Annotated in this window: 18 protein-coding genes and 1 pseudogene; 8 read left to right on the top strand and 11 right to left on the bottom strand. The window is 74.6% G+C overall.

Annotated elements, in window-relative coordinates; genetic code table 11:
• The 8 genes from I3F58_RS27615 to I3F58_RS27580 form a co-directional block, all read right to left on the bottom strand.
• The coding region (locus tag I3F58_RS27615; RefSeq protein WP_240111438.1) for a hypothetical protein at positions 1-1,256 on the bottom strand (1,256 nt) is incomplete at its 3' end.
• Positions 1,253-2,359, bottom strand: coding sequence for a glycosyltransferase (locus tag I3F58_RS27610; RefSeq protein ID WP_240111437.1), 1,107 nt, complete (start codon positions 2,357-2,359; stop codon positions 1,253-1,255). The genes I3F58_RS27610 and I3F58_RS27615, both read right to left, overlap by 4 nt.
• Positions 2,356-3,108: a polysaccharide deacetylase family protein gene (locus I3F58_RS27605; RefSeq protein WP_240111436.1), complete on the bottom strand. Its 753-nt coding sequence runs from the start codon at positions 3,106-3,108 to the stop codon at positions 2,356-2,358. The genes I3F58_RS27610 and I3F58_RS27605 overlap by 4 nt, the downstream gene beginning before the upstream one ends.
• Positions 3,041-4,774, bottom strand: coding sequence for a murein biosynthesis integral membrane protein MurJ (murJ, locus tag I3F58_RS27600; protein WP_240111435.1), 1,734 nt, complete (start codon positions 4,772-4,774; stop codon positions 3,041-3,043). Before murJ ends, I3F58_RS27605 begins: the two co-directional genes overlap by 68 nt.
• A complete protein-coding gene (locus tag I3F58_RS27595) occupies positions 4,767-6,092 on the bottom strand; it encodes an O-antigen ligase (RefSeq protein WP_240111434.1) in 1,326 nt (441 codons plus the stop codon). Before I3F58_RS27595 ends, murJ begins: the two co-directional genes overlap by 8 nt.
• Positions 6,092-7,420: a sugar transferase gene (locus I3F58_RS27590; protein ID WP_240111433.1), complete on the bottom strand. Its 1,329-nt coding sequence runs from the start codon at positions 7,418-7,420 to the stop codon at positions 6,092-6,094. The genes I3F58_RS27595 and I3F58_RS27590 overlap by 1 nt, the downstream gene beginning before the upstream one ends.
• 695 nt (positions 7,421-8,115) lie before the next feature.
• Positions 8,116-9,273, bottom strand: a complete 1,158-nt coding sequence (locus tag I3F58_RS27585) for a glycosyltransferase (protein ID WP_240111432.1) — start codon at positions 9,271-9,273, stop codon at positions 8,116-8,118.
• Between the two features lie 124 nt (positions 9,274-9,397).
• Positions 9,398-10,519, bottom strand: coding sequence for a DUF3344 domain-containing protein (locus tag I3F58_RS27580; RefSeq protein WP_240111431.1), 1,122 nt, complete (start codon positions 10,517-10,519; stop codon positions 9,398-9,400).
• A 298-nt stretch (positions 10,520-10,817) separates the two neighbouring features.
• Here I3F58_RS27580 and I3F58_RS27575 point away from each other — a divergent pair, with 298 nt between their 5' ends.
• The 5 genes from I3F58_RS27575 (at position 10,818) to I3F58_RS29905 (ending at position 13,811) form a co-directional block, all read left to right on the top strand.
• Entirely contained in the window at positions 10,818-11,057 is a 240-nt protein-coding gene (locus tag I3F58_RS27575; RefSeq protein ID WP_240111430.1) for a chaplin, read from the top strand.
• Between the two features lie 259 nt (positions 11,058-11,316).
• A complete protein-coding gene (locus I3F58_RS27570) occupies positions 11,317-11,916 on the top strand; it encodes a hypothetical protein (protein WP_240111429.1) in 600 nt (199 codons plus the stop codon).
• A gap of 180 nt (positions 11,917-12,096) precedes the next feature.
• Positions 12,097-12,372: a hypothetical protein gene (locus tag I3F58_RS27565; protein ID WP_240111428.1), complete on the top strand. Its 276-nt coding sequence runs from the start codon at positions 12,097-12,099 to the stop codon at positions 12,370-12,372.
• A gap of 193 nt (positions 12,373-12,565) precedes the next feature.
• A complete protein-coding gene (locus I3F58_RS27560; protein WP_240111427.1) occupies positions 12,566-13,090 on the top strand; it encodes a hypothetical protein in 525 nt (174 codons plus the stop codon).
• A 313-nt stretch (positions 13,091-13,403) separates the two neighbouring features.
• Positions 13,404-13,811, top strand: coding sequence for a chaplin (locus I3F58_RS29905; protein ID WP_374208047.1), 408 nt, complete (start codon positions 13,404-13,406; stop codon positions 13,809-13,811).
• 97 nt (positions 13,812-13,908) lie between these two features.
• Here I3F58_RS29905 and I3F58_RS27550 read toward each other — a convergent pair whose 3' ends face one another.
• The gene (locus I3F58_RS27550) at positions 13,909-14,775 is read right to left on the bottom strand and encodes a tyrosinase family protein (protein ID WP_240111426.1); all 867 of its coding nucleotides are present in this window, start codon (positions 14,773-14,775) and stop codon (positions 13,909-13,911) included.
• On the bottom strand, positions 14,762-15,280 hold the full coding sequence (locus tag I3F58_RS27545) for a tyrosinase cofactor (protein WP_240111425.1): 519 nt from the start codon (positions 15,278-15,280) through the stop codon (positions 14,762-14,764). The genes I3F58_RS27550 and I3F58_RS27545 overlap by 14 nt, the downstream gene beginning before the upstream one ends.
• A gap of 172 nt (positions 15,281-15,452) precedes the next feature.
• Between I3F58_RS27545 and I3F58_RS27540 the strand changes: the two genes are divergently transcribed.
• Positions 15,453-15,956, top strand: a complete 504-nt coding sequence (locus I3F58_RS27540) for a DUF5949 family protein (RefSeq protein WP_240111424.1) — start codon at positions 15,453-15,455, stop codon at positions 15,954-15,956.
• A 1-nt stretch (position 15,957) separates the two neighbouring features.
• Positions 15,958-16,596, top strand: coding sequence for a vitamin K epoxide reductase family protein (locus tag I3F58_RS27535; protein WP_240111423.1), 639 nt, complete (start codon positions 15,958-15,960; stop codon positions 16,594-16,596).
• A 57-nt stretch (positions 16,597-16,653) separates the two neighbouring features.
• Here I3F58_RS27535 and I3F58_RS27530 read toward each other — a convergent pair whose 3' ends face one another.
• The gene (locus tag I3F58_RS27530; RefSeq protein ID WP_275679002.1) at positions 16,654-17,340 is read right to left on the bottom strand and encodes a LysE family translocator; all 687 of its coding nucleotides are present in this window, start codon (positions 17,338-17,340) and stop codon (positions 16,654-16,656) included.
• Positions 17,341-17,416: 76 nt separating this feature from the next.
• Between I3F58_RS27530 and I3F58_RS27525 the strand changes: the two are divergent.
• Positions 17,417-17,626, top strand: a pseudogene (locus tag I3F58_RS27525) (GntR family transcriptional regulator); the annotation flags it as partial.
• Positions 17,627-17,663 lie beyond the last annotated feature (37 nt).

The raw sequence follows: 17,663 nt of genomic DNA, 5'->3' as shown, positions 1-17,663 counted from the left end.
CTGCTGCGGATCGTGGAACAGCAGGCCGAGGAGCACGAATACCGGCTTTCGGAAGGCACGGCGGAGGAGCCGCCCGCACCGGACGCGCCCCGGGCCGACGTGCGGGAACCGTCGGACGGGGCCGCCGGAGCCGGCCCTTCCGAGGTGGGCGCGCCCGAGGCGGGGGCAGGTGTCCCGGAGCCGTCCCGCGCCGGGACGACCGAGGTGCCGGAGGCGGGCGTGCCCGGAACGGTGTCACCCGACCGGGCCGAGGAGGCGGCCACGCGCGCGCCGGAGGTGCCCGAGCCGTCCCGTGCCCGGGCGACCAGCGCACCGGAGGCGGGCGCGGCGTCGCCCGGTGCGTCGGACGCGGGAGCGGCCGGAGCGGGGACCGTGAGCGCGGTCGCCGCCGTGCGGCGCCTGGGGCGGATCAGGAGGGCGAGCGCGCCCAGCAGACCGGCCGCGCTGGCGCCGACGAGGGACGCCAGGGCCGCGGACGCCGTGACGGGCTCGGTGGGGGTGGTGGCGCGGGCGAACTGGACGACGTTCACATTGGTGCTGCTCTCCGCGCGGGTGCCCTCCTGTACCAGGGCCCTGGCGACGGCGTCGGCCATGGACACGGCCGTCGCCGGGCGGGCGGACCGGGCGGTGACGGCGATCATGGGCGCGTCCGGGGAGGTCGCGGCCTGCACGTTCGCCCTGAGCGCGGCGGGCGAGACCCGGGCCCAGACGGCGGCGTCCCCGGCGAGGGCGATGTCCGTGGCGACCCGCCCGTACGCCTGTGCCAGTCCCATGGCCCCGGACGGGTCGGAACGCTCGGCAGGGACGACCACGACATAGCTGGTCGCGGCGTACTGAGGGGTCTTCAGCAGCCCGTACACCCCGCCGCCCATCAGGCCGAGCAGTACGGCTCCGGGGACGACCCAGCGCCTGCGGAGCCGCAGCCCCGCCATCCGGCGCATCCCGCGCCGGATGCCCCGGCCGACGCGGAGCCGCAGAGGGACGGCGTTCCGCGGCCGACGGGGCCTGCGGGGCTTCCGCGTCTTCTGCGGCCTGCGCGGCTCGCGGGCCTTGGGCGCGGCACCGGCGGACCCCTCGGCTCGGGCCCCGGTCGCGGTGGCTGCGGACCCCTCGGCCGGGTCCGCGGCCGAGGCCCTGGCCGACGCCTTCGCCCTGGGCTCGGGCTTGGGCTCGGGCTTGGACTCGGGCTTGGGCTCGGGCTTGGGCTCGGGCTTGGGCTGCGCGGAGGGCCTCGCGGTGGGCTTCTGGGTCGTCATCGGACACTCGTTTCTCGGGAGACGGTCTGTCGGTAGAGGGTCATCAACTGCTCTGCGCTGCGGGCGATGTCGTATCGGTGGGCCGCCGCGGGCACCGGGTGCCGCCCGGGGCCCGCCGCGCGGGTCTCACGGATCGCGGCCGCCACATCCGCGACCGAGCCGCCGATCCGCCGGGCGCCCGGCGCGTCCCCGGGCGGCAGGTCGTCCAGTGCGGGACACGCCACGTACCGCACCGGCAGCCCGGCGGCCAGCGCCTCCACGACGGCGAGCCCGAACGCCTCGTCGGCGGACGGCGAGACGAACACGTCCATGGCGGCCAGCAGCCCCGGCAGCCCGCCGGTCACCGCCCCCGCCCACGCCACCCGGTCCGCGACCCCGCAGCTCACGGCCAGGTCCTCCAGCACGGCCCGCTCCTGCCCGTCCCCGACGAGCAGCAGGTGCACGTCGGGCGGGAGTTCGGCCAGCGCACGGACCAGGGTGGCGAAGCGTTTGCCGGGCGCGAGTCGGCCGACCCCGCCGACGACATACGCGCCGGGGCCCAGCCCCAGCCGCCGCCGGGTCGCCTGGCGGGCCGCCTCGTCGTGGGCGAAACCCGCCGCGTCGATGCCGTTCGGGACGACGCGCACGCGGGACGGCCGCACCCCCCAGTCGGCCAGCCGCCGGGCCACCGTGTCGGACACGGCGACCGTGGCGGTGCCGAGCCGCTCGGACGCGAGGTACAGGGCACGGGCCCCGCTGCTGAGCGAGCGGCCCTCGATCTGGGCGGCGCCCAGGGAGTGCTCGGTCGCGATGACCCGCCGCACCCCGGCGAGCCGGGCCGCGAGCCGCCCGTAGACGCAGGCGCGGTACAGGTGGGTGTGGACGACGTCGTACCGGCCCCGCCGGATGAGCCGGGTGAGCCGGGGCAGCGCGGCCAGGTCGCGGTTGCCGCGCATGCCCAGGTCGGCGACGGGCACACCGTCGGCGCGCAGGGCGTCCGCGACGGGACCCGGGTTGGTGAGGGTGACGACGCTGCTGTGCACCGGCAGATGGCGCAGCAGCAGCCTCAGCTGCTGTTCGGCTCCGCCGATGCCGAGGCCGGTGATGATGTGCAGGACCCTCATGACACGGCCGCCGCGGGGTGCGCGAGGCCGGCGGGGGCGCGGCGGCGCAGCCGGTGCAGCCGGCGCTTCGCGGTGAGCCGCCAGGCCGTGTCGCGCTGCCCGATGTGGACGCGGGGCAGGGCGAGGACGCCCGCGAGGTCCGCGCCCGGGTCGATGGCGCAGCCGTATGTGTAGCCCGCGGCGCGGACGGCGGCGACGACCCGGGCGTCGAGCGTCCCGTACGGGTAGCAGAACCCGTCCGGGGCCTCGCCGGTGAGCGCCCTCAGATGCTCGCGGCTGTCGTGGACCTCTTCCCGCAGAGTGGCGTCGTCGGCGTGGGTGAGGTCGATGTGGCGGGCGCCGTGCGAGGCGACCTCCATGCCCGCGTCGACACAGCGGCGCAGCTCGGGCGCGGTCAGCAGGGGCTTGCGGGGGCCGAGGTCGTCCCACGCGTTGTCGCCGCCGAGGCGGCCGGGCAGCGCGAACACGGTGGCCGTGCAGCCGTGGCGGTGCAGCAGGGGAACCGCCTGGTGCAGGAAGTCGGCGTAGCCGTCGTCGAAGGTGAGCCCGACCAGACCGCGGGCCGCGTGCCGGGCCGTGGCCGCCAGCAGTTCGCGGACGGTGACCCCGCGCAGCCCCCGCGCGCGCATCCAGCGCAGCTGGGCGTCGAGCCGGGCGGGGGTGACGGTCACCTGGTAGGGGTCATCCCTGTCCTCGTCGACCGAGTGGTACATCGCGATCCAGGGAGGGGTCGTCGTGCGACCGGTCATGGGCAGGCCTTCGCTGTACGGGGCGGACGGTGGGGAGCAGTCGGCGGGCCCGGCGCAGGAGGTCCGGCACCACCGGGGCGCGCAGCAGGTGCGCGGCGGCGAGGAACACGGCGGCCACGACGGCCCCCGTGAGCAGTGTGGCCACCGGCGCCGGCCCGTCCCACGAGGCGGCGAACCCGCCCGCGGCGGTCGCGGCACCGGCGGCGACGGCCAGCCTGGCCAGGCCCCCCGCGACGGCGCGGGCGGACAGCGGGATGCCGTGGCGCCCCACCCCGAGGAGCAGCAGGACGGCGGTCAGGGTGATCCCGGCGGCGTTGGCCAGCGCGATGCCGGACGCGCCCCAGGGGCCCACCCACACCGCGCCCAGCAGCGCGTTCGCGGCGACGCCGAGCGCGATGGCGACGGCGGGGAACCACAGCGGGCGGGAGCCGGAGAAGTAGACCCGTCCAAGGGCGCTGACGAGGGCGTGACCGAGCAGGCCGAGGGCGTAGACGCGCATGACGGCGGCGGTCGAAGCGGTGTCCTGGGCGCTGAACGCCCCTCGCTGGAAAAGGATCTCGACGATCTGGGGCGCGGCGGCCACGACGGTGGCGGCGCCGGTCAGCACCACGACCCCCGCGAACAGCAGGTCCCGCTCGGCCCTTCGCCGGGCCGCGGCCAGATCACCGGCGGCGATGGCCCGCGCGACGACGGGGAAGCTGACGGTGCAGAGCATCAGCGACAGCACCATGGGAAGCTGGGCGATCTTCTGGGCGTAGTTGAGGTGCGAGATGGCGCCGGCGGGCAGCGGGGCGGCGAGGAAGCGCTCGACGAGGACCTGGGACTGGCGGGTGACGGCGAAGAGGACGACCGGGGCGACGAGGGCGAGCACGAAGCCGGTCTCGGCCCGCGAGCCCTCCTCCGCACGGCTGGGGGCCGCCTCCGCCTCCCGGCCCGACCGCAGTCTCCTCACCAGCGAGGGTCCCTGGACCAGAGCCATCAGGAGACCGCCCGCCGCCACCCCCGCCGCTGCCGCGCGGACGCCCCAGCCGGGACCGAGGAGGACGATCGCCGTGATGATGCCGATGTTGTACGCGACGTAGATCGCGGCGGGTGCCAGGAACCGGCTGTGGGCGCGGAGGGCCGCACTGAAGTAGCCGGCCAGGGCGAAGGACAGCACACACGTGGCGGTCAGCCGGGTGCAGTCGACCGCGAGCTCCTGCCGGGGCAGCCCCGGCGCGAGCAGCGGTACGAGGACGGGCGCGGCGAGCGCGAGCAGCGCGGCGCCCGTCGCGGCGGCGAGAGCGGTACGCGGCAGGGTCACCCGCACCAGCGTGCGCACCGGGTCGGGGTGCGCGCCCTCGCCCCGCCGGGCCAGCGCGCGGCTGAACGCGGGGACGAGGACCAGGGCCATCGCGTCCTCGATGAGCAGCGTCGAAGCGAACTCGGGGACGGTCCACGCGACGAGGAACGCGTCGGTCTCGGAGCCCGCTCCGAAGTTCCGCGCGAGCAACTGGTCCCGCGCGAGCCCGAGCACGGCCCCTGCGGCGGTGAGCCCGGCGGTGACCAGGGCCGCCCGCGCCAGGCGCGGGCCCGGGCCTCCGCTGCGGGAGCGCGTTCCGCCCCCGGCGGAGCGGCTGCCCCCGACGGCCGGTGCCAGCGCGCACCCGCCCGCGCCCTCAGCCACGACGCGCCGCCGCGTCAGGGCCGGCCGCCCACCACGCCCCCACCCCCAGCACCACCGCCGCCAGCACCGTCGACGGGCCGCCGATGTCCGCGTACAGGAAGTCGACGAGCTGCCACCCCAGCAGCCCCACCGCGATCAGCCCCGCGCCCAGGCCACGGCGCCCGGCCGCGCCCCGCACCCCCCACAGCCTCCGCGCCCCCGCCACCAGCAGGGCCAGCCAGCCGCCCGCGAGCGCCAGCAGCCCGAGCAGGCCCTGTTCGCTGAGGATCAGCAGGTACATGTTGTGCGGCGACAGCAGCGGCTGCCGCTGGTAGGCGTGCCCCGCGCCGGCCGTGTCGCTGCCGGAGGAGAGCGCGAGCGAGGCGTGGCTGTCCCGGTACAGGGGGAAGCCCTTCGGTCCGACGCCGGTGAGCGGCTCCTCCTTCCAGATGTCCACGGCCGCCGCCCACAGCGTGTACCGGTCGGTCACCGACCGGTCGGGGGTGTCCGCCACCTGGGTGATGCTGACGAGCCGTTCCTGCACCATGGCCGAGCCGATCCCGAGGCCCCCCACCAGGACGACCCCGAGGGCCATGGCCGCGAGCGCCGCCCGCAACGCGCGCCGGAGCCCGGTAGCCACCAGCTGCGCCGCGCAGATCAGCGCGGTCGCGATCCAGGCACCCCGGCTGAAGGACAGCACCAGGGGTACGGCGAGGAAGCACGCGCAGACCAGCGCGGCACACCGGGTGCGTACCCCCTTGGCACCGAGAGCCAGGCCGACCGCCGCGACGATCCCGTACGAGACGACCGTCGCCATGCCCATCACGTCGGTCGGCCCGAACGTGCCGACGGCCCGGATGTCCTCGCCCATGTACGAGGCACCGGTGCCGGTCGCGTACTGGACGACGCCGATGCCGCCCTGGACGAGGGCGAGCCCGATGAACGCCCAGGCGACGACGGCCAGGTCGCGCCGGTCCCGCAGCGTCAGCACGACGGCGGCGGGCACCAGTACGAAGACCTGTAGGTAGCGGACGAGTCCGGGCAGGCTCGCGGCCGGGTCCCGGGAGGCGATCACGGCGACGCCCAGGGCCAGCACGGGCGATGCCAGCACCAGCGCGGCGAGCCGGGTCAGCGGCCGCACCCGGTCGCGGGCGAGCCGGATCCCGCACCACAGCACCAGCAGCCCCGAGGCGGCGTCCGCGAGGGTGGCGCCGCCGTCACCCGAGGGCGGCGGCAGGACCAGCAGGGCGATCACCGCCAGGAGCGGCAGCAGGTGCAGGGGAAGCGCGGCCGCTCGGGGCCGGACCACCGCAGTGGGGAGCAGGGAGATCGCGGCCATCAGCCACCCGCCGGACGGATCAGGGTCGCCGCGGTGCGCAGGAGGATGCACACGTCCTGCCAGAGCGACCAGTGGTCGATGTAGTGGTTGTCGAAGCGGCAGCGGTCCTCGATGGAGGTGTCGCCGCGCAGCCCGTGCACCTGGGCGAGCCCGGTCAGGCCGACGGGCATGCGGTGACGGGCCGCGTATCCGGGGTGGAGACGGCTGAACCGCTCCACGAAGAAGGGGCGTTCGGGGCGCGGGCCGACGAGGCTCATGTCGCCGCGCAGGACGTTCCACAGCTGGGGCAGCTCGTCGAGCGAGGTGCGGCGCAGGAAGGAGCCGACGGCGCCGAGCCGGTGGTCGTGGGCGACGTTCCAGCGAGTGGCGGCCTCGATCTCGCTCTCGGGGCGCAGGGTGCGGAACTTGAGGAGGGTGAAGAGACGGCCGTGCTCCCCGACTCGCTCCTGCCGGAAGAGGACACCGGGCCCGCCGGAGAGCCGCACGGCGGCGCCGCACAGGAGCAGGACGGGCGCGGCCGCGACGAGCATCACCCCGGCGAACGTGACGTCCAGGACGCGCTTGGGAAGCCGCCCGCGGCGGGTGACGGCGGCCGGGTCGGGGAGGACGCGGAACTCGTACCCCCACAGGTGGCGGCCCATCGGGACGCCGGTGCCGGTCGCGGCTCCGACGTGCCAGGTGGTGCAGCCGTACTGGCGGAGGAGGGACTGGAGTTCGGCATCGTCGGCACCGACGAACAAGGCATCGTGCACGCAGTTCTGGATGACGGCCCGCTGGATGTCCTCGGCCGAGGTGAGGAGGGGCAGCGGGTGGGCCGTCGGCTCGGCACCGGCGGGCTGCGGGATGTCCTGTCCGGAGCACGCGGTCCCGACCGCACGGACCCCGTACTCGGGGTGCTGGTGCAGCAGCGCGGCCAGCCGCTGGGCGGCCGGGGCGGGGCCGACCACGAGCGCGGAACGCGGCTGGTCGCGGGCGGCGCGGCGGCGCCTGTGGTGTACGGCGGCGCGGCAGACGGCCAGGGCGGCCAGGTGAAGGACGTACCCGGCGGCGACTTCCCCGAAGGTGCCGGGCGCCGGGGTGAAGGACAGCGCGACGACGGCACACCAGGCGACGGCCACCCGCCCGGCGAGGGCGGGCAGTTCGTCGAGGGCGGTGGCGTGCCGCCCGGCGGGCAGCGCACCGAGCGCGACGACGCGGTACAGCCCGGCGCACGCGTGCAGGACCACGACCACCAGGGTGAGCTGAACCAGCAGCTCCGGCCCGGCGATCGGCGCGACGGCCAGTCCGCCCGCACAGTCCGCCAGGACCAGTCCCCCGGAGAACGGCACCCCGCCCGTCCGCCGCGCGGCCCCGGCCCCGCCGGTCCGCGCCGCAGGACCTCCCGCACCGGACGCCGCCTCCGTACGGCGGCCGTCTCCCCGTCCCGCCCCTTCCCGGGCCGGGGGCTCCGGCCTCAGGCCCCTGGTCTCGCCTGAGCGCCGCTCGTCCGGACACTCCTGACGGGCTTCGGTCCCGGTCCCTCCGGTGTTCGGGGAGCGGGGGGCCCGGGGGGCGGCGTTTCCCGTTTCGGCAGGAGGCGGCGCAGGGGAGGGGTCCACGCCATACGGCCCGGTCGCCGTACGGGCCGCCGCCCCCGCGCGTTCCCGCCGGCCCTGCGCCGGGGCGGGCACGGACTCCTGGTGGTCCGGGCCCGCCGGGCGGGACACGGCGGCCGCGGCGTCCACCGGGACCGCGTCGCTCCGGCCCCCCGCCGCCACCGGGTCCGCCGGACCTGCGCCCTCCCGACGACCAGGACCGGACCCGTCCGGACGGGAACGGGCCGGGGTTCCCGCTCCCGTCGGGCGGGACACGGCAGCCGCGGCGTCCACGCGGGCCGCTCGCTGCACACGGGCCGCAGCGCCCGGGTCCGCGCCCTCCGGGTGGGTGGGGACTCTGGGGGCCCGCCCCAGGGCCGCCGCCGGGTCCGGGCGGGACAGGCGGGCCGATCCGGGGTGCGGGGCAGGGGTCTTCGGGCGTTCCGTGGTCACTGGGTGATCGGCTCTCTGCGCTCACAGGGGCCCGGGGCCACCTCGCGGTACAGGTCCGCGAGGGCCGCTCCCGCGCGCCGCACGTCGAATCGGGTCACTACGTGCCGGTGCGCCTGGCGCCCCAGCGACTGGCGCAGGATCGGCCGCTGGAGGAGCCGTACGAGCGCCCCGGCCAGCGCCCCGGTGTCTCCGGGCGGTACGAGGCAGTGCGCGGCGTGTCCGGGCGGAAGGCTCTCGCGGGCGCCGTCCACATCGGTGAGGAGGACCGGCCTGCCGCACGCCATGGCCTCCAGGGGCGCGAGCGCCATGCCCTCCCAGCGGGACGGCAGCACCGCCAGGTCGGCCGCCCGGTACCAGGGCGCCGCATCCGCGACCGCGCCCGCGAACACTGCGGACGGCGGTGCCGCACCCCGCAGGGCCTCGGCCGACGGCCCGTCACCCACCAGCACCAGCCGGGCCTCAGGCAGCCGCGCGGCCACCGCGGGCCAGGCCCTCAGCAGCACGTCCTGGCCCTTCTGCCGGCACAACCGCCCCACGCACACCACCACGGGCGCGTCGGCGGCGACGTCCGGGAGCAGCTCCGCCCGCGCGGCGGCCCGGTCCGCCCCGGCGGTGAACGCCCCGAACCGGCGCGTGTCCACACCGTTGTGGACGACCGTCCAGGCCGCCCGCACCCCGGCCTGTTCGCCCCGGCGGCGCTCCGCGTCGCTGACGCACACCACCCTGTCGGTCCAGCGCGCCGCGGCCCACCGCTCCCAGCTCCGGGCCAGCAGCCCGGTCACCCCGTCCACCGCCTCGAACGACCAGGCGTGCGGCTGGTAGACCGTCGGCACCCGGCCCCGCACCGCCAGCCGCGCGGCCAGCCCGGCCTTGGCGCTGTGCGCGTGGACCAGGTCGGGGCGTACGAGGTCGACGAGTTCGGCCACCCTGCGGGCCTCCGCCAGGGCTCCTGGCCCCGGGTCTCGGCCGGCCCGCCACGGGTACACCTCGGCGCCCCGCGCGCGGACGGCCGCCGCCAGCGGCGTGCCGGGCGGGCAGGCGACGGCCACCCGCATGCCGTGCGCCACATGGGCGGCGACCACATCGGTGACCACTCTGGCCACTCCGCCGTCGCCGGGCTGGACGACATGCAGTGCGGTGAAGGGAGGACGCACGCGTGCCCCTTTCTTCGAAGTGGTGGCGGTGGAATGCGGCTGGAGAGTTCGCTACAGAGGTACGGCGGCAGGGGGAACGCGCCCCGGGCGGCTGCCGTGCCTGCCCAGGGCGGGGACGGCGGGGCTACCCCGCGTCGGCCTCCAGGAACAGCGCGCCGAGCCAGACGGTGTCCCCGGCCGTCCTCACCCGCACGCCGATGTCGTCGGCCCCGCTCACCAGGGCCCTGCGCAGATCGAGGACGTCGGAGTCGTATCCGAGCGTGTTCCGGTGGGCGGGCTCACGGCGAATCCGGTCCCGCCCCGCGTCCGTGATCGTGGAGTTGAAGACGTCGTCCGCGGAATTCGCCGGATCGCTCAGCGGGACCGACCGCCGCGTCCCGTGCGGCTCGAATGTGACGGAGTCGCCCTTGATCCCCCGGTCCCCGTCGTACGCGACGATCCCGAGCCTCCCGTACCCGCCGACCGGAATGCGCATCCGGCCGAGGTTCACCCGCTGTTCCGAATCCTTCGAACCGAGGGTCTCGAATGCGTCCCAGAGGGAAAGGTGCCGCAGCGGCGCACCCTTTCTCGTGTACGCCGCCACCAGGGTCCAGCCGCCCCAGGCACCGACACCCGTCTGGCCCATGGCGATATTGATCTGGGCGACCGTGTAGATTCCGGCACCCGTGTCACGGACGAGTTCCGTGACATCGGCGGAGGCCTGGAACGCGTCGGCGCCGTCCCCCGTGCGGTGCCCGATGACCGAGTCCGCCAGCAGCTCCTTGTACGCCCCGCCGGGCTCCGCGATCAGCACCCGCCCGTTGTCCTTGTGGGCCTTCTGCTCGCTCACCCGCAGGTTGCCGCCCCAGTACAGCCGGGCGTAGGTGACCTGGGCGCCCCTGGGGAGGACGAGCTCCGCGCGGCTGGAGTTGAAGGTGTTCGGGTCGTCGTCCACGTCCGTGTAGAACATGTCGTACCGGTGGTTCGCCGCGCCTCCTCCGCCGCGCCGCTCCCCGCCCTGCGCGCTCGCGCACGCGGGGGAGCTGCGACAGGTGATCCCCGCGTTCGCCGCCCGCGCCATTCCGCCCCGCTGAACGGCGTAATAGCGCTGGATGAACGGAATTCTCGGCTTTTCTCTCATCCGCGGCGCGGGCCTGATCTCGGGATTGGGGGCGGCCCCGGCGGCGGGCAGCACCGCGCACAGAGCCGCACACGACAGAAGACAGACCAGGCCGCGCCGCACGGCAGGAACCAGGGGATTCCGCATACACGTTCTCCGCTTTGAGGAGTGAGGGGAACAGCGCGAAGAGGAGCCGTGCACCCCTGCGCCGGTACGCACGCTTTGACCAACACGAGCAAAACACGAACTATTTGGCACATGGTCGGAGCAACACGCACATTTTTGTGACCGCCACTGCACTGACGCGGTCGTCGCGCAGAACGCGGAAGACCCCATTCACCCGTTCGGTAGCGCAACCCGCGCCGGGCTCGCGCGTTCTTGAAGGAGTCGGCCGCGTCGGCCACATCGCGTCACTGCGTCACTGACCCACGAGGAGTTCCCCACCATGTCCCGTATCGCCAAGGCTGCCGTTCTGACCGCCGCCGTAGCCACGTCCATGGCCGGTGCCGCCGGCGTCGCGAACGCCGACGCCGGTGCCGAGGGCGTGGCCGCGGGCTCCCCCGGCGTCGGCTCCGGCAACGCCGTCCAGGTCCCGGTCCACATCCCGGTCAACATCTGCGGCAACACCGCGAACCTGGTCGGCGCCCTGAACCCGGCGTTCGGCAACGTCTGCTTCAACGACTGACGCAGCCTCAGCGAACGGCGCCGTCCCCCCGGGCCTCCACCCGGGGAGACGGCGCCGTTCCATGTGCGGCCACCCTCTTGGCGGCGTACCCGCGGCGGTCGGCGGTTCCGCGTGTCGCGGGGCATCCGGGCAGGTCGGAGGGGGCGCACCCACCCGTTGGGAGCAGTCACCCTGCGTGTAGCACCCGTTTGCGGCGCCCTGGCGGGCGACGGACGGTGAAGGGACCACTCCGACGCACCACCGGAAGGAAGCCACACGCATGCGTCTCCTGACATCCCGTCGTGTCGCGGCGGCCGCGATCAGCGTCGCGCTCACCTTTGGTATGGCGGGACCGGCGCTGGCCGCCGCCCCGCAGCCCCGATCCCCCGTCACCACCGCCGCGGCCCCTGCGGACGACCCCCTGTCCGGCCTCCTCGACAAGATGCAGTCCCTGGTCGACTCGGTCCTCGGCAAGCTGGAAGGACTCACGGGCATCGAGATCCCTCCGATCCAGCTGCCGGAACCGCCGGACGTGGAGATCCCGGAGATCACCCTCCCCGAGCCGCCCGAGCTGCCCGAGCTGCCCGAGATCCCGGAGGTCGAACTCCCCGAGATCCCGGAGGTCGAACTCCCGGAGATTCCGGAGGTCGAACTCCCGGAGATTCCGGAGATCACTCTCCCAGAACTCCCCGAAGTGACTGTCCCGGAGCTGCCCGAGGCGCCCTCCACCCCGGAGGTCCCGGAGGTCCCGGAGGTCCCCCTGTCCGAACTCCCCGGACTGCCGGGAGTCGGCACGTCCGGCGCCCTGGACACCACGGCGGTGCAGGACCAGGCGTGGGACGGCACATGGGACGAGTCCTGGAACGTGCCGGGCAGCTGAGCGGACCCGTTCCTCAAGCGTCGGAGAGGCTGAGATCAGCCTCTCCGACGCTTGAGGAATGACACATTGTCATACCGACCCACACCTCATTCGGGCGAGTTTCCGCCACGTGGGGGACCTCGTTACAGAGGACGTACGAGCACACGCACGGAACGTCTTCCGAGGAAGGACTCTCCCCCGATGAAGCCCACGAAGGTTGCCGCGGTCGTCGCCGGTTCTGTGATCGCCCTGGGCGCGGCCACCCCCGCGTTCGCCGCCGACAACGTGGCCCCCGCCAGCCTCAACGGAGCGGTCGACGCGCTGGGCAAGCGCGCCCTGCCCGAGGCGGTCCCCAGCGACGCCGTGCAGCAGGTGACCGACCACGACCTGGTCAGCAAGGTCTCGGACACGGCCGGCGGCCTGAACGCCACGGAGAAGGCGGCGCCGCTGCTCGGCGGGCTGCCGGTCGGCCAGTAGCCGCACACGCCAGGACACGCACCGCGACACGGGGCGGGAACGACGCCGTTCCCGCCCCGTGTCGGCTCCGGCTCCCTCCCGCATTACTGCAAGCAGGCGAATCGTGAGCCGCATCCCGGCGCGTGGTCGTTCATTCATGCAGCACCGCACTCACCACCCCACACATCCACACGTCGGGAAGGCGTACGCAGAAATGAACGTGAAGTCCCAGGCCGGTACGGGCCTTGTCGCCGCATGCCTCGTCTCCGCGGCGGCAGCGGCGATGGCGGCCCCCGCGGCGGCGGCGGAGGCCCCGGTGGAGGTTCCGCTGCAGCCGCTGGGCGCCGTGCTCCCGATGGCGCCGCCGACCCTGAGCACGGGCGTGCCGCTCCCCATGCCGGGCGCGCCCGAGGGCCTGGGCCGGACCTCCGAGGGCGGGCTCCCGGAGCTGCTGCTCCTGCCCCGCACACCGGTCAGCGGCGAACTGCCGCGGACCGTGCTGGAGGCCCCGCTGCCGGACCTGCTGGGCGGGCGCCCGCTGGGCACCGCGATGCTCGCCTCGGACCGGTCCGACGTGGAGACGGCCACTCCGGGCGCCACGCTGGGCGAGCCCCTGAGCCTGCAGCGCGCCGAGGGGTTCGGGCTGCCCGGCGTACAGCTGCCGCAGGCGGGTGTGCTGGCGCCCGTGCTGTCCGGGGCGCTCGACTCCGACCTCGGGCTCGGCGCGTCGGAGTCCTGACCGGCTTGCCCGCAGAGGGGTGAAGAAACAATTCATCCCGCCACCCGCAAGGCCACCGCTCGTTGGACCCGACGGCTTGTCGCATGGTCACGGCCCGTGGCACCGCACTGGCGACGACGCAGCCGGCGTCGTCACCGCCGTGGTGCCACGGGCCATCAACGTGCCCGCAGGCCACAACACCACTGAAGGCAGAGCCCGTTGGGCTCTTGGTGTGAAGGGCGGCACCAGGCCCGTTACCCGCTGTGAGGAACGGCGTTGTAGGGCGTGACGACCGCGGGTCCGCGGTCCTGTTTCCACGTACAAGGAGATCCTGATGTCTCGCATCGCGAAGGCTGCCGCCGTCCTCGCCGGCACGGGTGCTGTCGCCCTGAGCGGCGCCGGCATGGCCGTCGCCGACGCGGGGGCCAGCGCCGCCGCCACCAACTCCCCCGGTGTCCTGTCGGGCAACGCCGTCCAGGTGCCGATCCACGTGCCGGTCAACCTGTGCGGCAACACGGTGGACGTCATCGGCCTCCTCAACCCGGCCTTCGGCAACGCCTGCGTCAACGCGAGCGGCGGCGGCAACGGCGACGGCGCCCACCACGGCCCGAACGTCCCGGGCCACCCGGGTCACCCCGGCCACCCGCACCACCCGGGCCACCCGGGCGGTGACAACGGCGACGCCGGCGACGAGGCCGGTGACAACGGCGGCGACAACGGTGAGGTCGGCTACGGCGGCTGACGCCGCGGCACCCGGCTCCCCCTCCCACAGCAGTGGCCCCCCGGTTCACCGGCCGGGGGGCCACTGCTGTGTGCGGTGCTCTGCGCGGGCGCGGGGCTCAGGCGTAGCGGTAGAGCCTGCTGTGGTCCGCGATCTGCGCCGGGGTCAGGTCCCACGGCGGCAGCCGCTCGTAGCGTGCGACCACCCGCCCGTGCTGCTCCGAGCCGGACGGAGGCGGGCTCGACGGCAGGTACGGCGCGCCCGGGTTGCGCAGCTGCCAGCGTGACCAGAGCAGGTCCACGAACGCGTGGTGCAGCCAGAACACCGGGTCGTTGACCGCGCCGCCGCCCAGCATGTGCCCGCCCACCCAGCGGTGCACCCGGTTGTGGTTGCGCCAGCGGGCGTTGCCGCGCCGCCCCGGCACCCAGCCCTCCAGCCGGTTGCGGAAGCCGCCCCGGCTCATGGAGTTCCAGGGCTCCGTGTCGTACACGGTCTCGTCCATGGCCCACGCCAGCTCGTCCCGGGTGGGCAGCCCGATGGGGTCGGCCGGACGCCCGAAGTCCCGGGTGAGGGCCGGGCTGTCGGTGACGCCGACCGTGACGGCCCAGTTCCCGCTCTCGTACGCGAAGGGGCCGGTCGTCACCCGGTGGTCGCCGGGCCGGCCGTTCCCGCCCATGAAGTCCTCGCCCCACATCGGGCCGACGGGGGACTGGTCCCGGGTCCAGTCCCAGTACGGGAGGGTGACGGCCGGGTCGGCCTCGCGCAGCTCCCGCTCGAAGTCCAGCAGGTACTGGCGGTGCCACGGCAGGAAGGACGGCGACATGTGTGCGGCCCGCAGCCCGCCGCCCCCGTCGGCCTTGTAGTAGTCGATATGGGTCCGTACGAAGCGGTCGTACCGTCCGGCCCGCTTCAGCTCCAGCACGGCGGAGACGAACCGGCGCCGTTCGGCGGCCGTCAGGTCACGCTGGTCCTTACGCGTGTGCACCGCGCTCCTCTCGCAGCCCCGCCCCGTGGGCGGCGGCCGTGGCCGGTGACAGACGGGCGGCGCCGAGTTCGTCAACCGCCGCGCGCGTGGCCTCCAGCGGGGTCGGATACGACTGGTAGTGGTCGACCAGGCTCAGATAGCCGCCGTTGGCGCAGCGCATCAGATGCAGCGGGCGGCCGTCGACCAGGACCTCGCACTCGGAGTCGTACGCGGAGACCGTACGGCCCTGGATGCGGCGGCCCCGGTACATCTCGTCGAACCCCCGGTGCAGCGGCCCGGGCGCGTGGCGGGGCAGCGGTCTCCGCCCGCCGGGGGCCCGGCCTCCGGGCGTTCCCTCCGACGGGTCCGGGGCCTGGTCGTCCGAGGTCCGGGCGATGCGGGCGAGGGCGCCGCCGGTGAAGGCCGCCATGCCGAGCGTGAACAGCGTGCGCAGGGCGCCCCGGCGGAGCGCACCGCCACCGGAGCGGCGGCGGACGGTGAGAGGCTGTGGACTCTTGCCGATCATGAGGTGATCTCCCGTACGGGTCGTGCGGGCGGTGGTCTCCCTCCCGCCGGGCACAACGACGGCGTACGAAATCCGTTCGTACCCGTCCCGGTGAAAAGGGCCCTTCGGCCCTCGGCCGTACGGGTGAAACCTGCCCGGAACAGGCATGGCGGCGCCACTAGTATCCGGCGCCATGACCTCAACCACCGCCGTATCCCCGGAACAGCGGCGTTCCCCCGTGGGCACGCTCACCGTCATCCCGTGGGTCAGCGAGCCCACGCCAGAAGACCCCGGCACGCCCATGCTGATGGTGTATTCGCTCGGGGACGGCCCCGAGGGCCCCGAAGCAGCGGTGGCGTCGCTGCGGGCCACGCTGGAACAGCTGGGCCTGTCCGCCGGGGAGCGGCTGACCGACCTGGGCAAGGACAGCCGCATCCCGGTCACCCTGCTGGTGGAGGCGCAGCAGGCGGTTCTCACCCTGCCGTTCATGAAGGTGCAGTGCCCGGTGCCGCCGGAATGGCAGGCGGCGGCGCACACGAAGGAGCAGGTGTACCTGATCTTCGCGCTGCGGCCGTGGCCGGAGGCCGTACCGGGGCAGGAGGTTCCGGCGGAGCGGCTGCGGGCGTTCGTGTCGGACGAGGGGCTGCTGGAGGGCGCCGCACACTGTCTGGCGCCGGTGATGAGGGTGCGTACCTGACATGGCCGTCATCCGCGACGCGCACCGGGCGGCTCCCGCCCCCGCTCCCCCGGCCGTGGTCCGGGGGACCGGCGCCGGGCGGGCGCTCGCCTGGATTCTGGTGGTGACCGGGGCCGCGGGGATCCTGGCGGCGTGGGTGATCACGCTCGACAAGTTCCTTCTGCTGGAGGATCCGGACTTCACCCCGGGCTGCAGCCTGAACCCGGTCGTGTCGTGCGGCAGCGTGATGCAGAGCGAGCAGGCGTCGGTGTTCGGCTTCCCGAACCCGATGCTGGGACTCGTCGCGTACGGGATGGTCGTCGCGATCGGCGTGGGGCTGCTGGCCGGGGCCCGCTACGGGCGCGGCTACTGGCTCGGGCTGCACGCCGGGACACTCCTCGGCGTCGCCTTCTGCACCTGGCTGATGCAGCAGGCGCTGTACGTGATCGGCGCGCTGTGCCTGTGGTGCGCGCTGGCATGGGTCGCGACGCTCGTCATGTTCTGGTCCGTCACGGCGCACACCGTGCGACAGGGCCTGCTGCCCGCCCCCTCGGGGGTACGCCGGCTGTTCGGCGAGTTCGCGTGGGTCCCGCCGGTGCTGCACACCGGGGTGATCGGCATGCTGGTGCTGACGCGGTGGTGGGACTTCTGGACGGGATGACGCCTTCGCATCCCGTCTCGTACGGTCGGCCTCCCGCACGGCCGCTCCGGCGTCGGCTCAGCCGACCGGGGCGGCCGTCCTCGTGTCGGCGGCCAGGGTGACCGCGAGCCCGCCGAGCACCGCGCCCATCACGTACCGCTGGGTGCGCAGCCACGCGGGACGGCGGGCGAGGAACACCGCGATGGTTCCGGCGGCCAGCACGATCGCCAGGTTCACCGTGACGCTGACGATCACCTGGACGGCGCCCAGCACGAACCCCTGCGCCATGGTGCGGCCCGCATCGATGTCGATGAACTGCGGGATCACCGACAGGTACATGATGGCGATCTTGGGGTTGAGGAGGCTGGTCGTCAGGCCCATGGCGAACAGCCGCCGGGGCGGGTCGGGCGCGACCTCCTGCGGCGCGAACACCGAGATCCCTCCCGGCCGCAGCGCGTTCCAGGCGAGCCACGCGAGATACCCGGCGCCCGCCAGCCGCACGACCGCGTACAGCTCGGGCACGGCGACGAAGAGCACCGAGAGGCCGAGGTTGGTGGCCACGAGGTAGATCAGGAAGCCCAGCGCGACACCGGTGAGGGAGACGATCCCGGCGCGGCGGCCCTGGGTGACGGTCCGTGAGACGAGATAGATCATGTTCGGCCCCGGGGTGAGCACCATGCCGAGGCCCACCGCGGCCATCCCCAGTAGGGCACCGGTCTCCACCACTGCGTTTCCCCCTCCGTGCGCTTCCGCGAGGGTGAGCATATTGACAGCGTCACCTCAGAGCAATAGAAACATTGCACTCGGTGCAATCGTGGGACGCGAAGGAGGCGCAGCACAGTTGAAGGACTATCGGCAGGTCGCGGAGGAGGTCGCCGCGCAGATCGCGGAGGGGTTGCTCCGGCCCGGGGACCGGCTGCCGCCGCAGCGGCGGTTCGCGCGGCAGCACGGGGTCGCGGTGTCCACCGCCGCGCGGGTGTACCAGGAGCTGGCCCGGCGGGGCCTGACCGTGGGGGAGGTCGGCCGGGGCACTGGCCTGCGGGCAGGGAGCGCGTGACACGATGGCTGGCAGCCTGGCGCCCTGCGTG

The organism is Streptomyces sp. MUM 203J, assembly GCF_022414595.1.
Lineage (GTDB): Bacteria > Actinomycetota > Actinomycetes > Streptomycetales > Streptomycetaceae > Streptomyces.
Note: the sequence above shows the minus strand (reverse complement) of the source record. Positions and strands in the feature narration are given on the sequence as shown.

Excerpts from the sequence above, each read along its gene's own strand:
- I3F58_RS27610 (WP_240111437.1), bottom strand. The coding sequence starts at position 2,359 with ATGAGGGTCCTGCACATCATCACCGGCCTCGGCATCGGCGGAGCCGAA.
- I3F58_RS27605 (WP_240111436.1), bottom strand. The coding sequence starts at position 3,108 with ATGACCGGTCGCACGACGACCCCTCCCTGGATCGCGATGTACCACTCG.
- I3F58_RS27595 (WP_240111434.1), bottom strand. The coding sequence starts at position 6,092 with ATGGCCGCGATCTCCCTGCTCCCCACTGCGGTGGTCCGGCCCCGAGCG.
- I3F58_RS27580 (WP_240111431.1), bottom strand. The coding sequence starts at position 10,519 with ATGCGGAATCCCCTGGTTCCTGCCGTGCGGCGCGGCCTGGTCTGTCTT.
- I3F58_RS27575 (WP_240111430.1), top strand. The coding sequence starts at position 10,818 with ATGTCCCGTATCGCCAAGGCTGCCGTTCTGACCGCCGCCGTAGCCACG.
- I3F58_RS27570 (WP_240111429.1), top strand. The coding sequence starts at position 11,317 with ATGCGTCTCCTGACATCCCGTCGTGTCGCGGCGGCCGCGATCAGCGTC.
- I3F58_RS27565 (WP_240111428.1), top strand. The coding sequence starts at position 12,097 with ATGAAGCCCACGAAGGTTGCCGCGGTCGTCGCCGGTTCTGTGATCGCC.
- I3F58_RS27560 (WP_240111427.1), top strand. The coding sequence starts at position 12,566 with ATGAACGTGAAGTCCCAGGCCGGTACGGGCCTTGTCGCCGCATGCCTC.
- I3F58_RS29905 (WP_374208047.1), top strand. The coding sequence starts at position 13,404 with ATGTCTCGCATCGCGAAGGCTGCCGCCGTCCTCGCCGGCACGGGTGCT.
- I3F58_RS27545 (WP_240111425.1), bottom strand. The coding sequence starts at position 15,280 with ATGATCGGCAAGAGTCCACAGCCTCTCACCGTCCGCCGCCGCTCCGGT.
- I3F58_RS27540 (WP_240111424.1), top strand. The coding sequence starts at position 15,453 with ATGACCTCAACCACCGCCGTATCCCCGGAACAGCGGCGTTCCCCCGTG.
- I3F58_RS27535 (WP_240111423.1), top strand. The coding sequence starts at position 15,958 with ATGGCCGTCATCCGCGACGCGCACCGGGCGGCTCCCGCCCCCGCTCCC.
- I3F58_RS27530 (WP_275679002.1), bottom strand. The coding sequence starts at position 17,340 with ATGCTCACCCTCGCGGAAGCGCACGGAGGGGGAAACGCAGTGGTGGAG.